This window comes from Blautia sp. 1001283B150304_161114_C9 (assembly GCF_015668165.1).
Taxonomy (GTDB): domain Bacteria; phylum Bacillota; class Clostridia; order Lachnospirales; family Lachnospiraceae; genus Blautia_A; species Blautia_A wexlerae.
Window position 1 is genome coordinate 63,019 of the sequence record NZ_JADPGO010000009.1, and the last position, 22,623, is coordinate 85,641.

Annotated in this window: 14 protein-coding genes; all 14 read left to right on the forward strand. The window is 44.1% G+C overall.

What is annotated here, in order from left to right:
* Positions 1-93 precede the first annotated feature (93 nt).
* The gene (nifJ, locus tag I4V44_RS06685) at positions 94-3,630 is read left to right on the forward strand and encodes a pyruvate:ferredoxin (flavodoxin) oxidoreductase (protein ID WP_196002517.1); all 3,537 of its coding nucleotides are present in this window, start codon (positions 94-96) and stop codon (positions 3,628-3,630) included.
* 485 nt (positions 3,631-4,115) lie between these two features.
* Entirely contained in the window at positions 4,116-6,839 is a 2,724-nt protein-coding gene (locus I4V44_RS06690; RefSeq protein WP_271724889.1) for a YfhO family protein, read from the forward strand.
* Positions 6,840-7,149: 310 nt separating this feature from the next.
* Positions 7,150-8,085: a glycosyltransferase family 2 protein gene (locus tag I4V44_RS06695; RefSeq protein ID WP_120062084.1), complete on the forward strand. Its 936-nt coding sequence runs from the start codon at positions 7,150-7,152 to the stop codon at positions 8,083-8,085.
* A 13-nt stretch (positions 8,086-8,098) separates the two neighbouring features.
* Positions 8,099-8,515 carry a GtrA family protein gene (locus I4V44_RS06700; protein ID WP_008703288.1) on the forward strand — a complete coding sequence of 139 codons (417 nt, stop codon included), beginning with the start codon at positions 8,099-8,101 and terminating at the stop codon, positions 8,513-8,515.
* Between the two features lie 24 nt (positions 8,516-8,539).
* Positions 8,540-9,592: a nicotinate-nucleotide--dimethylbenzimidazole phosphoribosyltransferase gene (gene cobT, locus I4V44_RS06705; protein WP_196002519.1), complete on the forward strand. Its 1,053-nt coding sequence runs from the start codon at positions 8,540-8,542 to the stop codon at positions 9,590-9,592.
* Complete coding sequence (locus I4V44_RS06710) at positions 9,592-10,134, forward strand: bifunctional adenosylcobinamide kinase/adenosylcobinamide-phosphate guanylyltransferase (protein WP_118341912.1); 543 nt, start codon at positions 9,592-9,594, stop codon at positions 10,132-10,134. Before cobT ends, I4V44_RS06710 begins: the two co-directional genes overlap by 1 nt.
* 45 nt (positions 10,135-10,179) lie before the next feature.
* A complete protein-coding gene (locus I4V44_RS06715) occupies positions 10,180-10,956 on the forward strand; it encodes an adenosylcobinamide-GDP ribazoletransferase (protein ID WP_118574851.1) in 777 nt (258 codons plus the stop codon).
* A 10-nt stretch (positions 10,957-10,966) separates the two neighbouring features.
* Positions 10,967-11,347 carry a bifunctional adenosylcobinamide kinase/adenosylcobinamide-phosphate guanylyltransferase gene (locus tag I4V44_RS06720; protein WP_025578679.1) on the forward strand — a complete coding sequence of 127 codons (381 nt, stop codon included), beginning with the start codon at positions 10,967-10,969 and terminating at the stop codon, positions 11,345-11,347.
* Positions 11,340-11,939, forward strand: a complete 600-nt coding sequence (locus tag I4V44_RS06725; protein ID WP_022381051.1) for a histidine phosphatase family protein — start codon at positions 11,340-11,342, stop codon at positions 11,937-11,939. Before I4V44_RS06720 ends, I4V44_RS06725 begins: the two co-directional genes overlap by 8 nt.
* A gap of 307 nt (positions 11,940-12,246) precedes the next feature.
* Positions 12,247-13,578 (forward strand): putative aminohydrolase SsnA, encoded by a 1,332-nt coding sequence (ssnA, locus tag I4V44_RS06730; protein WP_008703281.1) that lies wholly within the window; start codon positions 12,247-12,249, stop codon positions 13,576-13,578.
* 113 nt (positions 13,579-13,691) lie between these two features.
* Complete coding sequence (ygfK, locus tag I4V44_RS06735; RefSeq protein WP_118586661.1) at positions 13,692-16,691, forward strand: putative selenate reductase subunit YgfK; 3,000 nt, start codon at positions 13,692-13,694, stop codon at positions 16,689-16,691.
* A 242-nt stretch (positions 16,692-16,933) separates the two neighbouring features.
* Positions 16,934-19,516 (forward strand): selenium-dependent xanthine dehydrogenase, encoded by a 2,583-nt coding sequence (xdh, locus tag I4V44_RS06740; protein WP_118586658.1) that lies wholly within the window; start codon positions 16,934-16,936, stop codon positions 19,514-19,516.
* 2 nt (positions 19,517-19,518) lie between these two features.
* The gene (locus I4V44_RS06745; protein WP_022380733.1) at positions 19,519-20,010 is read left to right on the forward strand and encodes a 4Fe-4S binding protein; all 492 of its coding nucleotides are present in this window, start codon (positions 19,519-19,521) and stop codon (positions 20,008-20,010) included.
* A 339-nt stretch (positions 20,011-20,349) separates the two neighbouring features.
* Complete coding sequence (xdhA, locus tag I4V44_RS06750) at positions 20,350-22,623, forward strand: xanthine dehydrogenase subunit XdhA (protein ID WP_118586655.1); 2,274 nt, start codon at positions 20,350-20,352, stop codon at positions 22,621-22,623.

The following is a 22,623-nucleotide window of genomic DNA, read 5'->3' on the forward strand; positions in this document are numbered from 1 at the left end:
GTTATAATCTACAATGAAATTTGAGGTATATTTTACTTATGCCTTGAAATAAATAATTAATTTTCATCAACCTTTAAGGAGGAAAAACAAACTATGGCAAGAAAGATGAAAACCATGGATGGTAACCATGCAGCTGCTCATGCTTCATATGCATACTCAGATGTAGCCGCTATTTACCCGATCACTCCTTCATCTGTTATGGCGGAAGCAACAGATGAATGGGCAACCCAGGGAAGAAAGAACATTTTCGGACAGGAAGTTCAGGTAACTGAAATGCAGTCTGAGGCTGGTGCAGCAGGTGCTGTACACGGATCTCTGGCAGCAGGTGCTTTAACAACAACATATACAGCATCTCAGGGTCTGTTACTTATGATCCCGAACCTTTACAAAATTGCTGGTGAGCAGTTACCTGCAGTATTCAACGTATCTGCACGTGCACTTGCTTCCCACGCACTTTCAATCTTCGGTGATCACTCCGACGTTATGGCCTGTCGTCAGACCGGATGCGCAATGCTCTGCGAATCTTCTGTACAGGAAGTTATGGACTTAACACCTGTTGCTCACCTTGCAGCAATCAAAGGTAAAGTTCCGTTCATCAATTTCTTCGATGGATTCCGTACATCTCACGAGATTCAGAAGATTGAAACATGGGATTATGAAGATCTGAAGGATATGGCAGATATGGATGCAATCGCTGCATTCCGTAACCATGCTCTTAATCCGAATCACCCATGTCAGAGAGGTTCTGCTCAGAACCCTGATATCTTCTTCCAGGCAAGAGAAGCATGTAACCCATATTACGATGCTCTTCCGGCAGTAGTACAGGAATACATGGATAAAGTTAACGCTAAGATCGGTACAGATTACAAATTATTCAACTACTACGGAGCTGCTGATGCAGAACATGTAATCGTTGCTATGGGATCTGTAAACGATACAATCGAAGAAACAATCGATTATCTTGCAGCAGCAGGAAAGAAAGTCGGTGTTGTTAAAGTTCGTCTTTACAGACCATTCTGTGCACAGGCACTCATCGATGCAATTCCGGATTCTGTAAAACAGATCACAGTTCTTGACAGAACTAAAGAGCCGGGTGCACTTGGCGAGCCACTGTACCTTGACGTTGTAGCAGCATTAAAAGACAGCAAATTTGGCGGCGTAAAAGTATTCTCCGGACGTTATGGTTTAGGTTCCAAAGATACTACACCTGCACAGATCGTAGCTGTTTATGAGAACACTGCTAAAGAGAAATTCACAATCGGTATCGTTGATGATGTTACTAACCTTTCCCTTGAGACAGGTGCTCCGATCGTAACAACTCCTGAAGGAACAACAAACTGTAAATTCTGGGGTCTGGGAGCTGATGGTACAGTAGGTGCCAACAAGAACTCCATCAAGATCATCGGTGACAACACAGACATGTACGCACAGGCTTACTTTGATTATGACTCCAAGAAGTCCGGTGGTGTTACAATGTCCCACTTACGTTTCGGTAAAAAACCGATCAAATCCACATACCTGATCCACAAAGCAAACTTCGTAGCATGCCATAATCCATCCTACGTAAACAAATACAATATGGTTCAGGAACTTGTTGACGGTGGTACATTCCTCCTTAACTGTGCATGGGATATGGAAGGTCTTGAGAAACATTTACCAGGACAGGTAAAAGCTTTCATCGCTAACCACAATATCAAATTCTACACAATCGACGGTGTTAAGATTGGTATTGAAACTGGCATGGGACCAACACGTATCAACACAATCCTTCAGTCTGCATTCTTCAAACTTACAGGAATCATTCCGGAAGAGCAGGCAATCGACCTTATGAAAGCTGCTGCTAAGGCAACATACGGACGTAAGGGTGATGATGTAGTACAGAAGAACTGGGCAGCTATCGATGCCGGTGCTAAACAGGTTGTTGAGATCCAGGTTCCGGAAAGCTGGAAAGATGCTGAGGACGAAGGTCTTCATATGACTCATGCAACAGAAGGACGTCAGGACGTTGTTGATTTCGTTAACAATATCCAGGCTAAAGTTAATGCTCAGGAAGGTAACTCCTTACCTGTATCTGCATTCAAGGATTATGTAGACGGTACTACACCATCAGGTGCAGCTGCATATGAGAAACGTGGTATCGCAGTTAACGTTCCTGTATGGAATCCGGAAAACTGTATCCAGTGTAACAGATGTGCTTATGTCTGCCCGCACGCAGTTATCCGTCCTGTAGCTCTGACAGCTGAAGAAGCAGCTAATGCTCCTGAAGGCATGAAGACATTAGACCTTACAGGTATGAAAGAATATAAATTCACAATGTCCGTATCCGCACTTGACTGTACAGGATGTGGTTCTTGTGTAAACGTTTGCCCAGGTAAGAAGGGTGCGAAAGCACTTGCTATGGAAAACCTTGAAGCAAGCGCAGACGAGCAGAAATACTTTGACTACACAGTTAAACTGCCGGTTAAAGAAGATGTTATCGCTAAATTTAAAGAAGCAACTGTTAAAGGCAGCCAGTTCAAACAGCCTCTGCTTGAGTTCTCTGGAGCTTGTGCAGGATGTGGTGAAACACCATACGCTAAACTGATCACTCAGCTGTTCGGTGACAGAATGTACATCGCAAACGCAACAGGATGTTCTTCTATCTGGGGTAACTCCTCACCATCTACACCATACACAGTAAACGCTAAGGGACAGGGTCCTGCATGGTCCAACTCTCTGTTCGAAGATAACGCTGAGTTTGGTTATGGTATGCTTCTTGCTCAGAGAGCTATCCGCGATGGCTTAAAAGCAAAAGTTGAAGACGTTGTTGCTAACGGAACAAACGAAGACGTTAAGGCAGCTGGTCAGGAATGGCTGGATACATTTGCTGTAGGTGCTACAAACGGCGCTGCTACAGACAAACTTGTTGCTGCTCTTGAAGCTTGCGGATGTGACAAAGCAAAAGAAATCCTTGCTCAGAAAGATTTCCTGGCTAAGAAATCCCAGTGGATCTTCGGTGGTGACGGATGGGCTTACGATATCGGATTCGGTGGTGTTGACCATGTTCTCGCTAGTGGACGTGACATCAACGTTATGGTATTCGATACAGAGGTTTATTCTAACACAGGTGGACAGTCTTCCAAGTCTACACCTACAGGTGCTATCGCTCAGTTCGCTGCAGGCGGTAAAGAGACTAAGAAGAAAGATATGGCTTCCATCGCTATGAGCTATGGCTATGTATACGTTGCTCAGATTTCCATGGGTGCTGACTTCAACCAGACTGTAAAAGCTATTGCAGAGGCTGAGGCTTATCCGGGACCATCTCTGATCATCGCTTATGCTCCATGTATCAACCATGGTATTAAGAAAGGTATGGCAAAAGCTCAGACAGAGGAAGAATTAGCAGTTAAGGTTGGATACTGGCATAACTTCAGATTCAATCCTGCAGCTGAAGGAAACAAGTTCTCTCTTGATTCCAAGGCTCCGAGCATGGAAGATTATCAGGCATTCCTTGACGGTGAGGTTCGTTACAACTCTCTGAAACGTCAGAATCCTGAGAAGGCTGCAAGACTGTTTGCTAAGAATGAGGCTGAGGCTAAGGCTAGATTTGAATATCTGCAGAAGCTGATCGCTCTTCATAGTGCTGAATAATCTTTTCGGTTTTTGAACGATTGATAAACAATAATATAAAATAAATAGATAGAGCTATTTATAGTGTCCAGACGATATATGGGCCGCGGTACTTTTTGTATCGCGGTCCTTTTTATAAGGGACGTCAGAAAATGAAATAACTTCTGGGGCTCAGTCTCGGAACCATTGAATTTCTAAGCATTTGAAAAGCCACTAAAAGCATTCAGAAATAGCTCAAACTCGCCTGCGGCTCAGACAGTGAGCGATTTCTGAATAACGCGGCTTTCCAAATACTAAGAAATTCAATGAACCCTCAAAATTCGCCCCAGAAGTTATTTCATTTCCTGACTGGATGCTGGCTGATTTAAATACTTTCGTTGTTTTTAAACAATAAAATAATGTTGACCATAAATTTGACAAGTATTGGATATTTGTCTATAATCAGTGAGAACTTTATAACTCGGTTTAGAATGATAGAATATAAAGGAGCGGTTATGAGGAGATTTGTGAGTAAGGATAGTAAGAGGGATTTCTATATATTATATACGCTGGTTTTTGGGGTTATTGCGGGGTTTATTTATTATCAGTTTGCGGGGAATGGGAAGTCTTTGGTGTGGAGTCACGATGGGATTCCGCAGCATTTGAATTCTCTGGCGTATTATGGGCGATATCTGAGGGAGGTTCTGCATACGATTTTTGTAGAGCATAAGCTGGAATTGCCTATGTGGGATATGAATATTGGGTATGGTTCGGATATTCTTACGACTCTGCATTATTATGTGATCGGGGATCCGCTGACTTTGTTGTCTGTGTTTGTGCCGGCGGATAAGACGGAGGTTTTGTATGAGGTTCTGATTTTTCTGAGGATTTATCTGGCGGGGATTTCGTTTAGTATTTTTTGTTTTTATCATAAGAATCCGAAGCAGGCGACGTTTATGGGGACGTTGATCTATATTTTTGCGGGATGGACGATTTATGCGGCTATGAAGCATCCGTATTTTTCCAATCCTATGATTTATCTGCCGCTGGTTCTGATGGGGATTGATAAGATTTATAAGAGGGAGAAGCCATGGCTGTTTATCTGGGCGACTGCGGTTTCGGCTATGTCGAATTTCTATTTCTTTTATATGATCTGTATTTTTATGTTTATTTATGCGGCTTTCCGGTATTTTGCGATTTTCAGTGAGAGAAGTGTGAAGGATGTTCTGGGATGGCTGGTGAAGTTTATCGGCTATTATGCGGTGGCTTTGATGATCGCGGCGGTTATTTTTCTTCCGGTGATCATGACGATTTTTGGTACGGACAGGTTTCAGGCTGAGAATTATGTGCCGCTTTTATATGATAAAATTTATTATGAGAAGTATCTGGGTGATCTGATCGGGGAGAATATGATCCAGTGGGGGGTTGCCGGGTATTCTGCTGTTGCTATGGCGGGTGTGTTTGTGCTTTTCTCCAGGAAGAAGAAGTATCTGGATCTGAAATTAGGATTTGGGCTGTTGAATCTGTTTTTGCTGGTGCCTTTTGCAGGGCATGTGCTCAATGGTTTCTCTTATGTGTCCAACAGGTGGATCTGGGCTTATGGGATGATGATCGCGTATATTTTCGTGAAGGCATATCCTGAGCTGTTTACTCTGACTGTGAGGGAAAAGAAGAAGATTTTTGTCATGACGGTGGCGTATTGTGTGCTGGCTCTGTTTGCGAAAGCTGCCAGAACGCAGAGAAATATGGCAGGTGTGCTGGTTCTGGTATTGGCTGTGTTTACGGTTACTTCTTTTAGAAATATTTTTCTGCAGGGGAAGTATATGTGCGGGCTTCTCAGTGCTTTGCTTGTGGTGAGCATTATGTTGAATGTTTCTTATCAGTATTCTTATGAGAAGGATTATCTGTCAGAGTTTGCAGCCGAAGAGGAGTCGCTGGATAAGCTGGAGTCGAATACGGATAAGGCGGTTCTTGCTGCCGGGGATTCAAGTGTCTATCGTTATGACCAGTATGGGGCATTGCCCTATGATAATACTTCTATGTATATGGGTACGAACAGTACTGCTTATTATTTCAGTCTTGCAAACAGCAGTATCAGTGATTTTTTCAGTGAAATGTATCTGAATACGCCATGGGAGCAGCATTATGAGAACCTGGACGGAAGGACGATTCTGGACAGGCTGGCTTCTGTGAAATATTTTGTGATAAGTGGTGATAATTTCCGCTATCTTTCCTATGGATATAATAAAGAGAAGGGCTCTGCAGGAAAGGGAAAAAGTGAGTGCAGGGCTTATGAGAATGAGAATGCACTGCCTCTGGGTTATACTTATGACAGTTATATTCCTGAATCGGAATATGAGAAAATGGATGTGGTAAAAAAGCAGCAGGCTTTGATGGACGGTGTGGTGCTTGAGGAGAGTACACTGCCTGAGGCATCTGTTGATGCTGATAATGAGAATATCCAGTATCGTATGGAGACAGGGGATGGTTGTGCTCTGTCTAAGGGAGCAATCAGGGTGACGAAGGAAGGGGCGCAGCTGAAGCTTGTGTTCCATGGTCTTACGGACAGTGAGAATTACCTGATCGCAGATAATCTGGATTATGACAGTCTTTCACCGAGAGAACTGATTGGTAACAGTCAGTGGAAGAAGATGTCTGAGTATGACCAAAATAAGGTTCTTGATGAGGACAGCCGGTGGCGATACTGGAAGGAATCAAAGGAAGCGGCTATGACAGTCAGCTCCAATGATGTGACCAAGACCATAAAGATTTTTACGGATAAGTATAATGCCTACAGTGGACGGCATGATTTTCTCTGCAATATGGGATATTCCAGATCAGGAGTTCGTACTATGACAATCACCTTTGCCAATACGGGTGTTTATACCTATGATAAATTAAGGGTTGTGAGTCAGCCGGTGCAGGGGATTGAGGAAAAAACTGTGAAGCTGGGTGAAGAAGCTCTCGAGAATGTAAAAATGGGAACGAATGAGATTACAGGGGATATCAGTGTTTCCGAAAAGAAAGCTCTTGTGTTGTCTGTTCCGTACAGTAAGGGATTTACGGCTTATGTGGACGGGAAAGAAACGAAGCTTCAGAAGGCGAATACCATGTTTATGGCTCTGGAACTGGAACCTGGTTCACATGAGATACGCCTTACATATTGCACACCTTATCTGAAAGCGGGAATGCTTCTTTCTGTTCTGGGGCTGGTTATATATGTAATGCTAGTGTTTAAGAAGAAAAAGTAATCCAAATTCCATTGCTTCAGGAAAGTCTGGAATGAATTTGAGTCTCGTTACTGAGAACGAAGAGAACAGTAATATACGTGCTACTATCCTGTGAAGTGTTTGACACACTGGAGTATGCAGATTGTTGGAATGGACATTTCTGTAAATTTGTGTATAATAAAGTAGAAATAAGAATTGCAGGAGCTGTAAAGTGCTTAGGAGCAAAATACCTTTTGCCCCTGACATTATAGAAAATATTTATAGGAATAACAGACAGTGAATGAGAAATTGGTCTGTTGTAAATGAATGAAACAAAATGAGGAATGACATCATGAGTAAATTATCAGTGGTACTTCCGGCATATAATGAGGAGCTGATGGTTGGGAAAACCTGTCGGGTGCTGGCGGAAGTTCTTACAGAAGCGAAGATTCCCTATGAGCTGGTGGTTGTAAACGATGGTTCCGTCGACCGGACATGGGAAGAAATTCAGAAGGCAGGAGAGAGGGATGCGAATGTGACAGGCGTTCTTTTTTCCAGAAATTTCGGAAAGGAAGCAGCGATTTTTGCAGGACTGGCGCAGGCCTGTGGAGATGTGGTGGCTGTCATGGACTGTGACCTGCAGCATCCGCCGCAGACGCTTATTGAGATGTACAGGCTGTGGCAGGAAGGCTATGAAGTGATCGAGGGTGTGAAGGCAGACAGAGGAAAAGAGGGCTTTTTACATAAAGAATGTGCCGGATTTTTCTATGATATCATGTCTAAGGCAACTAAGGTAAATATGAAGGATGCCTCGGATTTTAAGATGATGGACAGGAAGGCTGTGGACAGTATTCTGTCTATGCCTGAGAGGAATATGTTCTTTCGGGCTACCTCTTCCTGGGTGGGATATAAGACTACCAGTGTGGAATTTGAGGTGCAGGAGAGAGAGGCCGGCGTTTCCAAGTGGTCTCCGTGGTCTTTGGTGAAATATGCGTTCACAAATATAGTGGCATTTACTACTTTTCCGCTGCAGTTTGTTACGATCACAGGAGCGATATGTTTTATCTGTTCGCTGGTACTTATGGTCTATTCGCTTGTGCAGTATTTTACAGGTTCTGCAGTGGAAGGTTATACCACCCTGCTGATGGTGCTGCTTCTGGTGGGAAGTGCCATGATGATCAGTCTTGGGATCATTGGATATTATATTTCCAAGATTTATGAAGAAGTAAAGCGCAGACCGAGATATATTATTTCAAAAGTAATTAAGAATGGAAATATACAGGACTGAGAGGATATATTTTATGAAGCAATGGATCAGAAAAATGTATGAAAGTTCCGTTATCCGCTATATTTTCTTTGGCGGATGTACCACTATGGTAAATCTGGTCAGCTTTTTCATTCTCAGAAAGCTGAAGGTGGAGCTGAATATCGCCAATATTATTTCAATCATCCTGGCGATCCTGTTTGCCTATGTGGTAAATTCGAAGTATGTTTTTCAGGATAAATGCGAGACATTGAAGGATCATGTTCAGCCATTCTGCAAATTTGTCAGTGCCAGACTGGTCACTATGGTGATCGAGGTTGGCGGTGTATGGCTGCTTGTGTCAGTGATGGGGCTTAATGATATGATCGGGAAATTCCTGACACAGTTTATTGTGTTGATACTGAATTATGTATTCAGTAAATTTTTTGTGTTTACAACAGGGAAATCAAAATAATGAAGGAAAAGAGAGGGAAAACTCATGACTCTGGAAGAAGCTATTGCAAAGATTAAGCCATTAGATCACAATGCCATGGAGATTGCACAGAAAAGATGGGACAGTATTGCGAAACCACTGCATTCTCTTGGAAAACTGGAGACTCTTTTGATCCAGATCGCGGGAATTACAGGAAACGCAGAGGTGAATCTTTCCAGGAGAGGTCTGATCGTCATGTGCGCGGATAATGGCGTGGTAGAAGAGGGTGTGACACAGACCGGACAGGAAGTTACTGCCATCGTTGCCGAGAATTTTCTGAAATATGACACATCTGTCGGTGTGATGTGTAAGCAGAACCATGCGGAGATTTTTCCGGTGGATATGGGGATGGTGACGGACACAAAAGTCCGCACAGACCATAAAATTGCCTATGGTACACAGAATATGACCAAGGGTCCTGCCATGACAAGAGAACAGGCTGTAAAGGGGCTTGAAGCAGGCATTGACATGGTAAGGGAACTGAATGATAAGGGCTACCGGATTCTGGCAACAGGGGAAATGGGAATCGGAAATACAACCACCAGCAGTGCAGTTGCTTCTGTGTTGCTGAAACAACCGGTGGAAGAGATGACAGGGCGCGGCGCAGGTCTGACCAGCGAGGGACTTGTGCGCAAGATTAATGCGATCAAAAAAGCCATTGCATTAAATGAACCGGATCCTGAGGATGCCATTGATGTTCTGGCAAAGGTAGGCGGTCTTGATATCGCTGGAATGGCAGGTGTCTTTCTGGGAGGTGCGGTTTATGGTATTCCTGTAGTCATGGACGGATTTATTTCCTGTGTTTCTGCGCTGATCGCCATGCGTATCTGCCCGGCTGCGAGGGATTATATTCTTGCATCCCATGTATCAAAAGAGCCTGCTGCCCATCTGATCCTTGAGAATATGGGGAAAGAGGCAATCATTCATGCGGATATGTGTCTGGGCGAGGGAACCGGAGCAGTAGCTTTATTCCCAATCCTTGATCTGGCAGCAGCGGTTTATCATTCTATGAGTACTTTTAACGATATCCACGTGGAACAGTATGAGGAGCTGAAATAATGCTGACGCTTGTGACAGGGGGAAGCGGGAGCGGAAAATCCGCTTTTGCGGAAGACAGGGTGCTTTCTTTCGGGGATGCACAGAGGATTTATATAGCGACCATGCACCCTTTTGATGAAGAGAGCCATAAAAGGATCGAGAGACACCAAAAGATGCGTGCAGGAAAAGGTTTCGAGACAGTTGAGTGCTATACAGGGCTCAAAAATGTGAAACTGCCTGCCGGATGTGTGGTGCTTCTGGAATGTATGTCGAATCTGGTGGCAAATGAAATGTTTGAAGAGCAGGGAGCCCATGACCGGACAGTTTCGGAAGTTACAAAAGGGATTGAGAATCTGCTGGAACAGGCTGCTCATGTGGTGATCGTGACAAATGAGATTTTTTCAGATGCGGTTGTGTTTGACGGAGATATGGATTCTTATCTGGAATATCTGGGAAAAATCAATCAGACTGCTGCACAGAGAGCTGATGAAGTGGTGGAAGTTGTATATGGGATACCAGTCTTTCACAAATCCACAGATACCTGCAGCAATCTTTGCAAATAATACATTTGACAGGATTGACATACTATGAAAAAGAGGAATTGATCAATGAAATCTTTATGGAATAATTTTAAGGTGGCATTTGCCATGTTTTCTAAGATTCCCATGCCCCGCGCTGACTGGACAAAGGAAAATATGAAGTATATGTTCTGTTTTTTTCCGTTTATCGGAACTGTGATCGGCGGGCTGACTATGCTGGTGGCGTATCTGGGACTTCGGTTTGGGTATCAGCCGGGATTCGTGACAGCAGTGCTGGTGCTGGTACCTGTATTTGTGACAGGCGGGATCCATGTGGATGGTCTTTTGGATACTTCGGATGCCCTGAGTTCCTGGCAGGAGAGAAGCAGAAGGCTGGAGATTCTTAAGGATTCCCATGCAGGTGCTTTTGCCGTTATTACTGCGGCGGTATATTTCATTGCCTGGTACGGCGCTTACAGCCAGTTGTTTAACAGTGCAGAGAATATGAGGGCGATCGGAATTCTGAGCCTTGGCTTTATGGTTTCCAGATGTCTGTCAGGGATCGGAGTTATTACCTTTCCGAAAGCAAAAGCAGACGGTACAGTTGCTGAGTTTTCCAGAAATTCTTCAGATGTGCTTTCGAGAAATGTGCTGATCGTCTATCTGGTGCTTCTGGCTGCGGGAATGATCTTGATCCGGCCTGTATGGGGAAGTCTGGCTTTTGTGGGAGCTTTGCTGATTTTCTGGTATTATCATCATATTGCGATGAAGTACTTTGGCGGGACAACCGGGGATATTTCGGGATTCTTTCTTTGTATCTGTGAAGTTGGGATGGCATTGATCCTGGCGGTGTTTTCTAATTTTTGAGGAGAAGAGTATGGAAATGATAATTGGCGGTGCATATCAGGGAAAGACTGAATATGCCAGGAAACAGTATCCACAGTTAAGGTGGAGTGACGGCGGTTCTGTCACAGAGGAGGAACTGATGAATGCTCAGGGTGTGATTGGTTTTCAGCAGTATATCCGCAGTGAACTGGAGAATGGAAAGGATGTGTCAGATCTTGCGGAAAAAATCATCTGTAAGAATCCGGATATTGTCCTTGTCTCTCAGGAAGTAGGGTACGGGGTTGTACCTGTGGATGCTTTTGACAGAAAATACAGAGAGGCTGTAGGGCGTGTATGTACGAAGCTGGCAGCATACAGTCATAAGGTGACGCGCGTGATCTGCGGGATTGGAACGGTGATCAAAGATGATTAAATTATGGCTGATCAGACATGGAAAAACAGAAGGGAATAAACTTTCCAGATATATCGGCACAACGGATGAGCCGTTATGTCAGGAGGGAACAGAGTTTCTGCATAAGATGGATTATCCAAAGGTTCAGGCGGTTTATGTAAGTCCTCTGAAACGATGCGTGCAGACAGCAGAGATTCTTTTTCCGGGAGAGCCGGTACATATTATTGAAGAACTGGCAGAATGCGATTTCGGAGAATTTGAAAATAAGAACTATAAAGAGCTGGAAGGTAATCCGCACTATCAGGAATGGATTGACAGCAACGGTACTCTGCCTTTTCCGGGAGGAGAAAGCAGGGAAGGGTTTAAAAGCAGAAACCTGAGAGGATTTGACAGGGTTGTGTCCGGATGTATCCGCAGCCATGTGGCAGAGGCGGCACTTGTCATCCATGGCGGTACGATCATGAATATCATGGAAGAGTATGCAGATATACAGAAACCATTTTATGAGTGGCATGTGAGAAATGGCGGCGGCTATGAGGTGGAGCTGGATGAGAATCTCTGGAAGAATGGACGAAAACAGCTCAGGGTTAATTCTGCGATTATGGAAGGATAACTCTCCTATCTTACAAAAATTGTTGACAAACCTGAAAATTTGTCATAAAATCAGCTTCATCAGAAAACAGGAAAATCAAAAAAAGAACGAGGTTGTTCATTGTCATCAATGACTGCCCCGTTCTTTTTTTATCTGTTCACCGGAGATAGTATAAAGCCTAAAAAAAATTTGAAAAACCAAAAAGTTTTTGTAAATTCTACTTGCATTATCCGGAGAAGTATGTTACAGTATTAGTACATAATTCCTAAACAAAAGGTAAAAAGCAGTAGCGAATTGGTAGTTTTTAACAAGTAAAAGGAGGAACTATATGCTGGTAATTGGTAATGGAAGAATGATCACACAGGACGCATCCAACCCATTCCTGGAGAATGGTGCTGTAGCAATGGATGGTAACACCATAGTAATGGTGGGGGTAACTGAAGAGGTAAAGAAAGTTTATCCGGATGCTGAATTTGTTGATGCGAAGGGTGGGGTTATCATGCCGGCATTTATTAATGCCCATGAGCATATCTACAGTTCCTTCGCAAGAGGCTTAAGCATTAACGGATACAATCCTCAGGGATTTCTGGATATTCTGGATGGCTTATGGTGGACAGTTGACCGTCATCTGACACTGGAGCAGACAAAGCTTTCTGCATATGCTACATACATTGATTCTATCAAGAATGGTGTAACCACAGTGTTTGACCACCATGCAAGCTTTGGCCATATTACAGGTTCCCTCAATGCGATCGAGGAAGCTGCGAAGGATTTAGGTGTGCGTACCTGCCTCTGCTATGAGATTTCTGACCGTGACGGAATGGAGAAATCCAGAGAATCTGTAATGGAGAACGTGAATTTTATCAAGCATGCACTTGCAGACGACAGTGATATGATCGCCGGAATGATGGGTATGCATGCATCCTTTACAATCTCTGATGAGACAATGGCTCTCTGCAATGAACTGAAACCGGAAGGTGTTGGATATCACATCCATGTAGCAGAAGGCATTTATGATCTCCATCAGTGTCTGAAAGAGCATGGCAAACGTATTGTTGACCGCCTTCATGACTGGAACATCCTTGGACCAAAGACTTTACTCGGTCATTGTATCTATGTGAATGAACATGAAATGGATCTGATCAAAGATACAGATACCATGGTTGTACATAACCCGGAATCTAACATGGGTAATGCCTGCGGATGTCCTCCAACCATGAGAATGGTACAGAAGGGAATCCTCACAGGTCTTGGTACAGACGGATATACCCACGATATGATGGAATCCTGGAAGGTTGCAAATGTTTTACACAAACACAGCCTCTGCGACCCGAACGCAGCCTGGGGAGAAGTTCCGCAGATGCTTTTTGAAGGAAATGCAAAGATTGCAAACAGATACTTTAAGAAACAGCTTGGTGTCCTGAAAGAGGGTGCGGCAGCAGATGTGATCGTAATCGATTATGATCCGCTGACACCAATGAATGAGAGCAACATTAACGGACATCTGATGTTCGGTGTAAACGGAAGCATGGTTCAGACTACTGTATGTAACGGTAAAGTCCTGATGAAAGACCGCGAAGTCCTCGTATGTGACGAAGCAAAAGTTATGGCAGACTGCCGTCAGGCTGCAAAAGAACTTGCAGATGATATTAATGGTTAATCTGTAAAGAATTGTAAAGAAGATAAGTTTTCTGCCTGGCAAAAATAAATGTAAACAAAATATAGAACGGATGGAGAGAAGCCATACCGTATGAAATAATGGAGGATCGGATTATGAGTGAAGTCATGACCTGTATGCCCTTTGAACAGTTAATGAACTGGGTATTAGAAGAAAAGAAAACAAAAGGAACAGTTTTCGGACAGCACAGAGCTTATGCAGCGGAAACTGACAGGAAGCTGAATATATTTGAGAGAAATCTGGAAACACCGATCGGACCTGCTGCAGGACCGCATACACAGTTAACACAGAACATTGTTGCTTCTTACTATGCAGGCGCACGTTTCTTTGAGCTGAAAACAGTTCAGAAGATGGACGGTGCAGAGCTTGCAGCCTGTATCAACAGACCATGTATCCTTGCAGATGATGAAGGATATAACTGTGAATGGTCTACAGAGCTTTATGTTCCTCAGGCAATGGGAGAATATATTAAAGCATGGTTTATCCTGCATGTGATCGCCAAAGAATTTGATCTGGGTGCACAGGACGGATTCCAGTTCAATATTTCCGTTGGATATGATCTTGCAGGGATCAAAGAGCCAAAGGTTAATACTTTCATTGACAGTATGATGGAAGCAAAAGATACTGAAATCTTTAAAGAATGTAAACAGTGGTTATTGGACAATGTAGATAAATTTGAAAAAGTTACAAAAGAGGATATTGAGGCGATTCCGTCTGATATCTGTAATTCCGCAACAATCTCTACTCTCCATGGATGTCCTCCAAATGAGATTGAGAGTATTGCAAATCATCTGTTTAAAGAGAAACATCTGAATACATTTATCAAATGTAACCCGACTCTTCTGGGATATGAATTTGCCAGAAAGACCATGGATGACATGGGATATGATTATATGGTATTCGGTGATTTCCATTTCAAAGATGACTTACAGTACGAAGATGCGATCCCGATGTTTAAGAGACTGCAGGCACTTGCAGATGAGCTGAACCTTGCGTTTGGTGTGAAGATCACCAATACATTCCCTGTAGATGTTACAAGAAATGAACTTCCAAGCGAAGAAATGTATATGTCTGGAAAATCTCTTTTCCCGTTATCTATTTCTCTTGCTGCCAGACTTTCCCGGGAATTTGACGGAAAACTCCGCATCGCTTATTCAGGCGGTGCTGATTACTATAATATCGACCGTATCGTCGGATGTGGTGTATGGCCTGTAACAGTGGCAACTACACTTCTGAAACCGGGCGGATATCAGAGATTTACCCAGATGGCAGAGAAAGTAATGGCTGGCGGTGTGAAAGAATGGAAAGGCATTGATGTAGCTGCACTTGAGCAGTTGGCCGAGGATTCGAAAAAAGACGCTCACCATGTAAAGAGCATCAAACCACTTCCTAAGAGAAAAACAGATTCAGAGGTTCCGCTTCTTGACTGTTTCTTTGCTCCATGTGAAGAGGGATGTCCGATCCACCAGGATATCACAACCTATGTGAAGCTGGCAGGAGAAGGCGATTATGCACAGGCATTAAGAGTTATCCTTGAGAAGAATGCACTTCCATTTATCACAGGTACTCTCTGTGCGCACAACTGTATGTACAAATGTACACGTAACTTCTATGAAGAACCTGTAAATATCCGCAACACTAAGCTCATCGCAGCACAGAACGGATATGATACAGTGATTGGTGAGATCAAAGCAGGCACAGCAGACGGTAAGAAAGTAGCTGTTGTAGGTGCAGGTCCTGCAGGTATTGCTTCTGCATACTTCCTTGCAAGAGCAGGCGCTTCTGTAACAGTATTTGAGAAAGAAGAGAAAGCCGGCGGCGTGATCCGTTATGTGATCCCGGGATTCCGTATCTCTGATGATGCAATCGATAAAGATATTTCCTTCATCCAGAAGATGGGTGTGGAGATTAAAACAGGTACAGAAGTGAAATCTGTACAGGAATTAAAAGCACAGGGTTATGACGCAGTGATCGTTGCAACAGGTGCAAATAAACCGGGTACTCTGAAGCTTGAAAAGGGTGAAACCATCAACGCTCTGAAGTTCTTAAGAGATTTCAAAGCAACTGACGGTAAGGTTGCGCTGGGTAAAAACGTAGTTGTGATCGGTGGCGGTAACACTGCCATGGATACTGCAAGAGCTGCGAAACGTACAGAAGGTGTAGAACATGTTTACCTGGTATACAGAAGAACCAAACGCTATATGCCTGCAGCAGAAGATGAGTTACTGGAAGTACTGGAAGAGGGCGTAGAGTTCAAAGAACTTCTTTCTCCTGTATCTCTGGAAAACGGCAAACTGCTCTGCAAGAAGATGGAACTTGGCAGCATGGATGCTTCCGGACGTGCAGGTGTAACAGAAACAGGCGAAACAGAAGAAGTTCCGGCTGATACAGTGATCGTTGCAGTTGGCGAGAAAGTTCCGACTGAGTTCTATGAAGCAAATGGTATTGCGGTCAATGAGCGTGGAAAAGCCCGCATTAATGATAAGACAATGGAGACAAGTGCAGAAGGCGTTTACGTTGTCGGTGACGGTGCAAGGGGAGCTGCTACGATCGTAGAAGCGATCCGCGACGCACAGGTTGCTGCAAAAGCAATCCTTGGACATGATATTGTAAAAGGACAGCCTGTACCGGGAACAGAAAAAGACTGTTACTCCAAAAAAGCAATACTCAAAGAAAGCAAGGATGCTGCGAACGAAAGTGAGCGCTGCCTGACCTGTAATAAAGTCTGTGAGAATTGTGTAGATGTATGTCCAAACAGAGCAAACATCTCCATCAAAGTTCCGGGAATGGCAATGAATCAGGTGATCCATGTGGATTACATGTGTAACGAATGCGGTAACTGCAAGAGCTTCTGTCCATATGCAAGTGCACCGTACAAGGATAAATTCACATTATTTGCTTCTGAGGCAGATATGGCAGACAGCACAAATGATGGATTTGCAGTGATCAATCCGGAGACAAAAGAGTGCAAGGTTCGTCTCCTTGGTCAGATTTCCGACTGCAAGGCAGATGATGCAAATGATAAGTTGTACGAAGGTCTTCGCAGACTGATCTGTGCAGTGATTGATGATTACAGCTATCTGATCATGAAATGATGATCCTAGAGCTGTAAAATAATTTTAAATTTGTAATATCAGATAACTTATAAAGAAATATTTAACGCTGTCCACAGCAGAAAAAGGCTGTGGACAGTGTTGCATATCAGGCTGAATCGCGGCCGCATGTTATTTTTGTAATAAATTCATGCGGTATCACAGGCAGATAAAAAACAGAAAGAGGTAAACTCTGGCTGACTGCCCTAATTGGCAGACGTGCGAAAAAGAAAGGAGAGTCCGATATGGCAGTATTTACAGTCAATGGACAAAAGGTCGAACCGACCGGAAATCAGAAACTGCTGCGCTTTTTGAGGGATGAACTTCATCTGACTTCAGTGAAGGACGGCTGCAGTGAAGGAGCCTGCGGAGCCTGTACAGTTATAATTGACGGAAAAACATGCAAGGCATGTGTGCCGGACACAGATTTACTGGATGGCAGAACAGTGATCACAGTAGAAGGACTGACTGAATGGGAGAGGGAAGTCTATACCTACGCTTATGGAAAAGCAGGTGCTGTTCAGTGTGGATTCTGTATTCCGGGTATGGTAATGTGTACAAAGGCTCTTCTGGACGTGAACAAAGAGCCCACAGATGATGAGATTAAATATGCACTGCGCAATAATTATTGCCGCTGCACGGGCTATGTAAAAATTATGGACGCAGTAAGGCTGGCTGCGAAGGTTTTAAAGACGGGTGTGATCCCGGATGATCTGGATCCGGACTGGAATATAGGACACAGAGTATCCAGAGTGGATGTGGAGGAGAAAGTACTGGGAACCGGCAAATATCCGGATGATTTTTACTTTGACGGAATGCTGTATGGGGTGGCACTCAGAAGTAAATATCCACGTGCACGTGTACTTGAGATCGATACAGCAGCAGCAAAGGCACTTTCCGGGGTAGAAGCGGTATTAACAGCAGAGGACATTCCGGGAGAGAATAAGATCGGACATCTGAAACATGATCAGTATTCACTGATACCTGTAGGGGGTCTGACACATTATCTTGGAGATGCCATTGCCGTTATTGCTGCAAAAGACAGAGAAACAGCTGAGAAAGCTAAGAAACTGATCAAAGTAAAATATGAAGTGCTGCCTCATATTCGTACAATTGAGGAAGCAGCGGCAGAGGATGCACCGAAGGTATTTGATGAAGAAGAAAATAATATCTGTGCACATAAACATATCAGCAGAGGAAATGCAGATGAAGCAATCCGTAATTCCAAATATGTGATCAGTCATCATTTTGAAACCCCATGGACAGAACATGCATTTCTTGAGCCTGAGTGCGCAGTGGCTTTGTATGATGAGGACGGAGATATTTTCGTATATTCCACAGATCAGTCTGCACACCAGACATTACATGAGTGTTCCCTGTTACTTGGAACGGACAGAGTAAAGGTACAGAATGCACTTGTAGGCGGCGGATTCGGCGGAAAGGAAGATATGACAGTACAGCATCTGGCTGCGCTGCTCACTTATGCTACCAAGAAACCGGTGAAGATGAAACTGGCCAGAGCAGAATCCCTGCTGGTTCATCCGAAGCGTCATCCGTTTTATATGGATATGACCATGGGCTGCGATGAGAACGGCAATATCATGGGGGTAAAAGCGAAAGTAGTATCAGATACAGGTGCATTTGCCTCACTTGGCGGTCCTGTGCTGGAACGTGCATGTACTCATGCGGCAGGTCCCTATCATTATGAGAATTTCGAGATTGAAGGAACTGCTTATTATACCAACAATCCGCCTGCCGGAGCGTTTCGCGGGTTTGGTGTAACCCAGACCTGTTTTGCAACAGAAACCCTGCTGAATATGATGGCAGACAAAGTAGGTATCACTCCATGGGAAATCCGTTACCGCAATGCGATCCGTCCCGGTGAGACGCTTCCGAATGGTCAGATCGTAGATAATTCCACAGGTCTTGTGGAGACACTGGAAGCTGTGAAGGAAAAATATGATGCTGCCCTGGAAGAAGGAAAACCGGTGGGAATCGGCTGCGCCATGAAGAATGCCGGTGTCGGTGTCGGTATCCCGGATACAGGCCGCGTGAAACTTGTATTTGAGGAAGATAAAAAACTGCATATCTATTCAGGTGCTTCCTGTATCGGCCAGGGACTTGGCACAGTCCTGACACAGATGGTAGTCACCAATACAGATCTGAAGCATGAAGATATTGTATATGAGAGAAGTAATACCTGGTTTGCTCCGGATTCAGGAACAACTTCCGGTTCCAGACAGACTCTGGTAACAGGAGAAGCCTGCCGCAGAGCCTGCGATAAGGTTATGGAGGACCGCAATGCAGGTAAGACCATTGATGAAGTGATCGGTAAAATTTATTACGGGGAATATCTTGCAAAGACAGATCCTCTTGGCGCCAATGTGCCGAATCCTGTTTCCCATGTAGCTTACGGCTATGCGACGCAGGTGTGTATCCTGGATAAGAAAACAGGTAAGATTGAGGAAATGGTTGCTGCACATGATGTGGGCAAGGCAGTCAATCCACTGTCCTGTGAAGGTCAGATAGAGGGCGGCGTAGTGATGTCCATAGGTTTTGCACTGAGAGAGCATTATCCAATCGATGAGAACTGTAAACCAATTGACAAGTATGGATCGCTTGGTCTGTTCCGCTCTCATGAGATTCCGAAAATCGATGCCATCGTTGTTGACAAACCGGGACTGAATGTAGCCTGCGGTGCCATTGGAATCGGTGAGATCACCTCTATCCCAACTGCACCTGCAATTGCAGATGCATATTTCAGATGGAATGGTGAAAGACAGTATAGTCTTCCTCTGACCGGAACACCATATGAAAGGAAGTGCTGAATATGGCAGTAAAGAAGAAATTTCCATATCGCGCGGCTGTAGTTGCATGTAATGGGGGATGCAGATCAGCCGAAGGTGAGGCCGGCTGTGCAGATGGATGTATCGGATGTAAAGCCTGTATAGATAAATGTAAATTCGGAGCCATTTCCATCAATGAGTATGGTGTGGCGGAAGTGGATGAGGAGAAATGCATTGGCTGTGGTGCCTGCGCAAAAGTCTGCCCACAGAAAGTGATCCATGTCCATGAGTGTGCAAACTACATTGTGGTAAAATGTTCCAATAAGAAAAAAGGTGCAGAAGCAAAGAAGCAATGTAACGTCAGCTGTATCGGCTGCGGAATCTGCGAGAAGACCTGCACAGCCGGTGCGATAAAAGTAAAAGACAACTGTGCAGTGATCGAGGAATCCATATGTCTGAGCTGTGGTATGTGCGCAGTGAAATGCCCAAGACACGTTATCCATGACCTGCATGGAATATTGACAGAAATACGTTAAGTAAATCAGGTTACTGTTCACTTTGTTCTTAGTAATACATTACAAAGGATATTCTCAGTGAACAGTAACCCAATCAGACAACTTCGTTAATAGGAAAATAATACGTAAAAATTGAATAAAAGATTGCAATTTCATATCCAAATATGCTATACTCAAATCAGAAAACAGATAACAATTATGCAAATAAAAAGTAAATTCGCCTGATGTCAGAAAAAAGGTGAAGGAAAGTAGCATGGTTCGGAGCCGGACATAAGTCCTGAGGGGAACAGACAGATACCTTGGGGTGTGTCCGGCTCCTTCTATATAATAACCAAAAATAAATACAGAGAAGGTGAAAACATGATTGGAAAGAGTGTTCCAAGAGTAGATGCCTATGACAAAGTTACAGGACGTGCAAAATTTACTGATGACCTGGTTCCTGCCAACTGTCTGGTGGCAAAAATCTATCACGCAAAGATCGGAAACGGTATCGTAAAATCAATCGATACCAGTAAAGCAGAGGCTCTGGACGGCGTAGTAAAAGTGGTTACTTTTAAAGACGTACCGAATCATTGTTATCCTACGCCGGGACATCCCTGGTCTGTGGAGCTGGCTCATCAGGATGTTGCAGACCGCAATATCCTTACCGGAAGAGTCCGTTATTACGGAGATGATATTGCTGCTGTAGTGGCAGAAGATGAAATCACAGCCCAGAGGGCATTGCGCCTGATTGCAGTTGAATATGAAGAATATCCGGTAGAAATCCATCCGCGTAAATCCATGTATGGAAGCAAACCGCCAATCCATCTCGACAAGAAAGACAATGTACTTGTCCGTTCCAATTACTTTATCGGAAATGTGGAAGAAGGGCTGAAGGAATCCGAAACAGTTATAAAACGCAGTTATAAAACCCCGATCGTGCAGCACTGCCACATTGAGAATCCGATTTCCTGTGCATACATGGAAAATGGCAGGATCATAGTTGTGACTTCCACTCAGATTCCGCATATTGTCCGGCGTGTGATCGGGCAGGCTCTTGGAATCCCATGGGGAAAGATCAGAGTCATTAAGCCATACATAGGTGGAGGATTCGGAAATAAGCAGGATGTGCTGTATGAACCGTTAAATGCGTTTCTTACCACGCAGGTTGGCGGCAGACCGGTCAAACTCGATATAACCAGAGAGGAAACTTTCTGCAACACCAGAACCCGTCATTCTATTGAGTATGATCTGACGGCAGGTGTTGACAGTGAGGGGCATCTTCTGGCAAAGGATATGCTGGCTATTTCCAATCAGGGAGCATATGCCTCCCATGGACACGCCATAGCAGCCAATGGCCTGACTGCCTGGAGGCTGCAGTATGCATGTCCGAATATCAAAGGAGAGGCATATACTGTCTATACGAATACACCGGTAGGCGGAGCGATGCGTGGATACGGGATCCCGCAGGTATGTTTTGCAATTGAGTGCTTTATGGATGATATTGCAAAAGAGATCGGGATGGATCCTCTGGAGTTCAGAAAGAAAAATCTTATCAAAGGATATTATGAGGATGCTTACCTGAAGCCGATCGCAGCAAACACCAACGGGATTTTTGAATGTCTGGAAAAAGGTGCAGATTATATCCACTGGGAAGAAAAACGAAAAGAATATACAAACCAGACAGGTAATATCCGCAGAGGCGTCGGAATGTCACTTTTCTCCTATAAGACAGGTGTATGGCCGATTTCACTGGAAATTGCAGGTGCAAGAATGACTCTGAATCAGGACGGAAGTGTTGGACTGATGCTGGGAGCTACTGAAATCGGTCAGGGCGCTGATACGGTATTTTCCCAGATGACGGCTGAGGTTTTAAATATGGATATCAGTGATATTCATATCCAGACGGTCCAGGATACTGATGTAACACCATTTGATACCGGTGCCTATGCATCCAGACAGTCGTTTGTAACAGGAACAGTTGTTAAAGACTGCGCAAATCTTCTGAAGGAAAAAATTCTGGCTTATGCAAAAGAGCTGCTGCCTGAAGAGACAAGGAAACTGAGGCTTGATCATGGATGGATCATGGCAGGAAAGGATCCGGCAATATCTCTTGGAAATCTTGCATTGGAGAGTTATTACAGTCTTGGCAATTCTTCTGTTATTACAGCAGAGGTTTCCGAGCAGGTAAAGAAAAATACGATTGCCACAGGATGCTGCTTTGCTGAAGTGGAAGTCGATATAAAGCTTGGCAAGATCAAAATCCTTCATATCATTAATGTGCATGACAGCGGTAAGCTTATTAATCCGAAACTGGCTGAAATGCAGGTACAGGGCGGTATGTCTATGGGAATGGGATACGGTCTGTCGGAGCAACTCATTCTGGATGAGAAAACAGGAAGACCACTGAACGGAACCCTGCTGGACTATAAACTGATGACAATGATGGATACTCCTGATATCAAGGCGGATTTTGTGGAACTTGATGATCCGATTGGACCTTTCGGAAACAAAGCACTGGGTGAACCGCCGGCAATTCCGGGTGCACCGGCAATCCGTAATGCAGTACTTCATGCAACAGGTGTAGCCTTTAATGAAAATCCTCTGACACCACAGAGACTGATCGATGGCTTTATAAGGGCCGGACTTATTTAG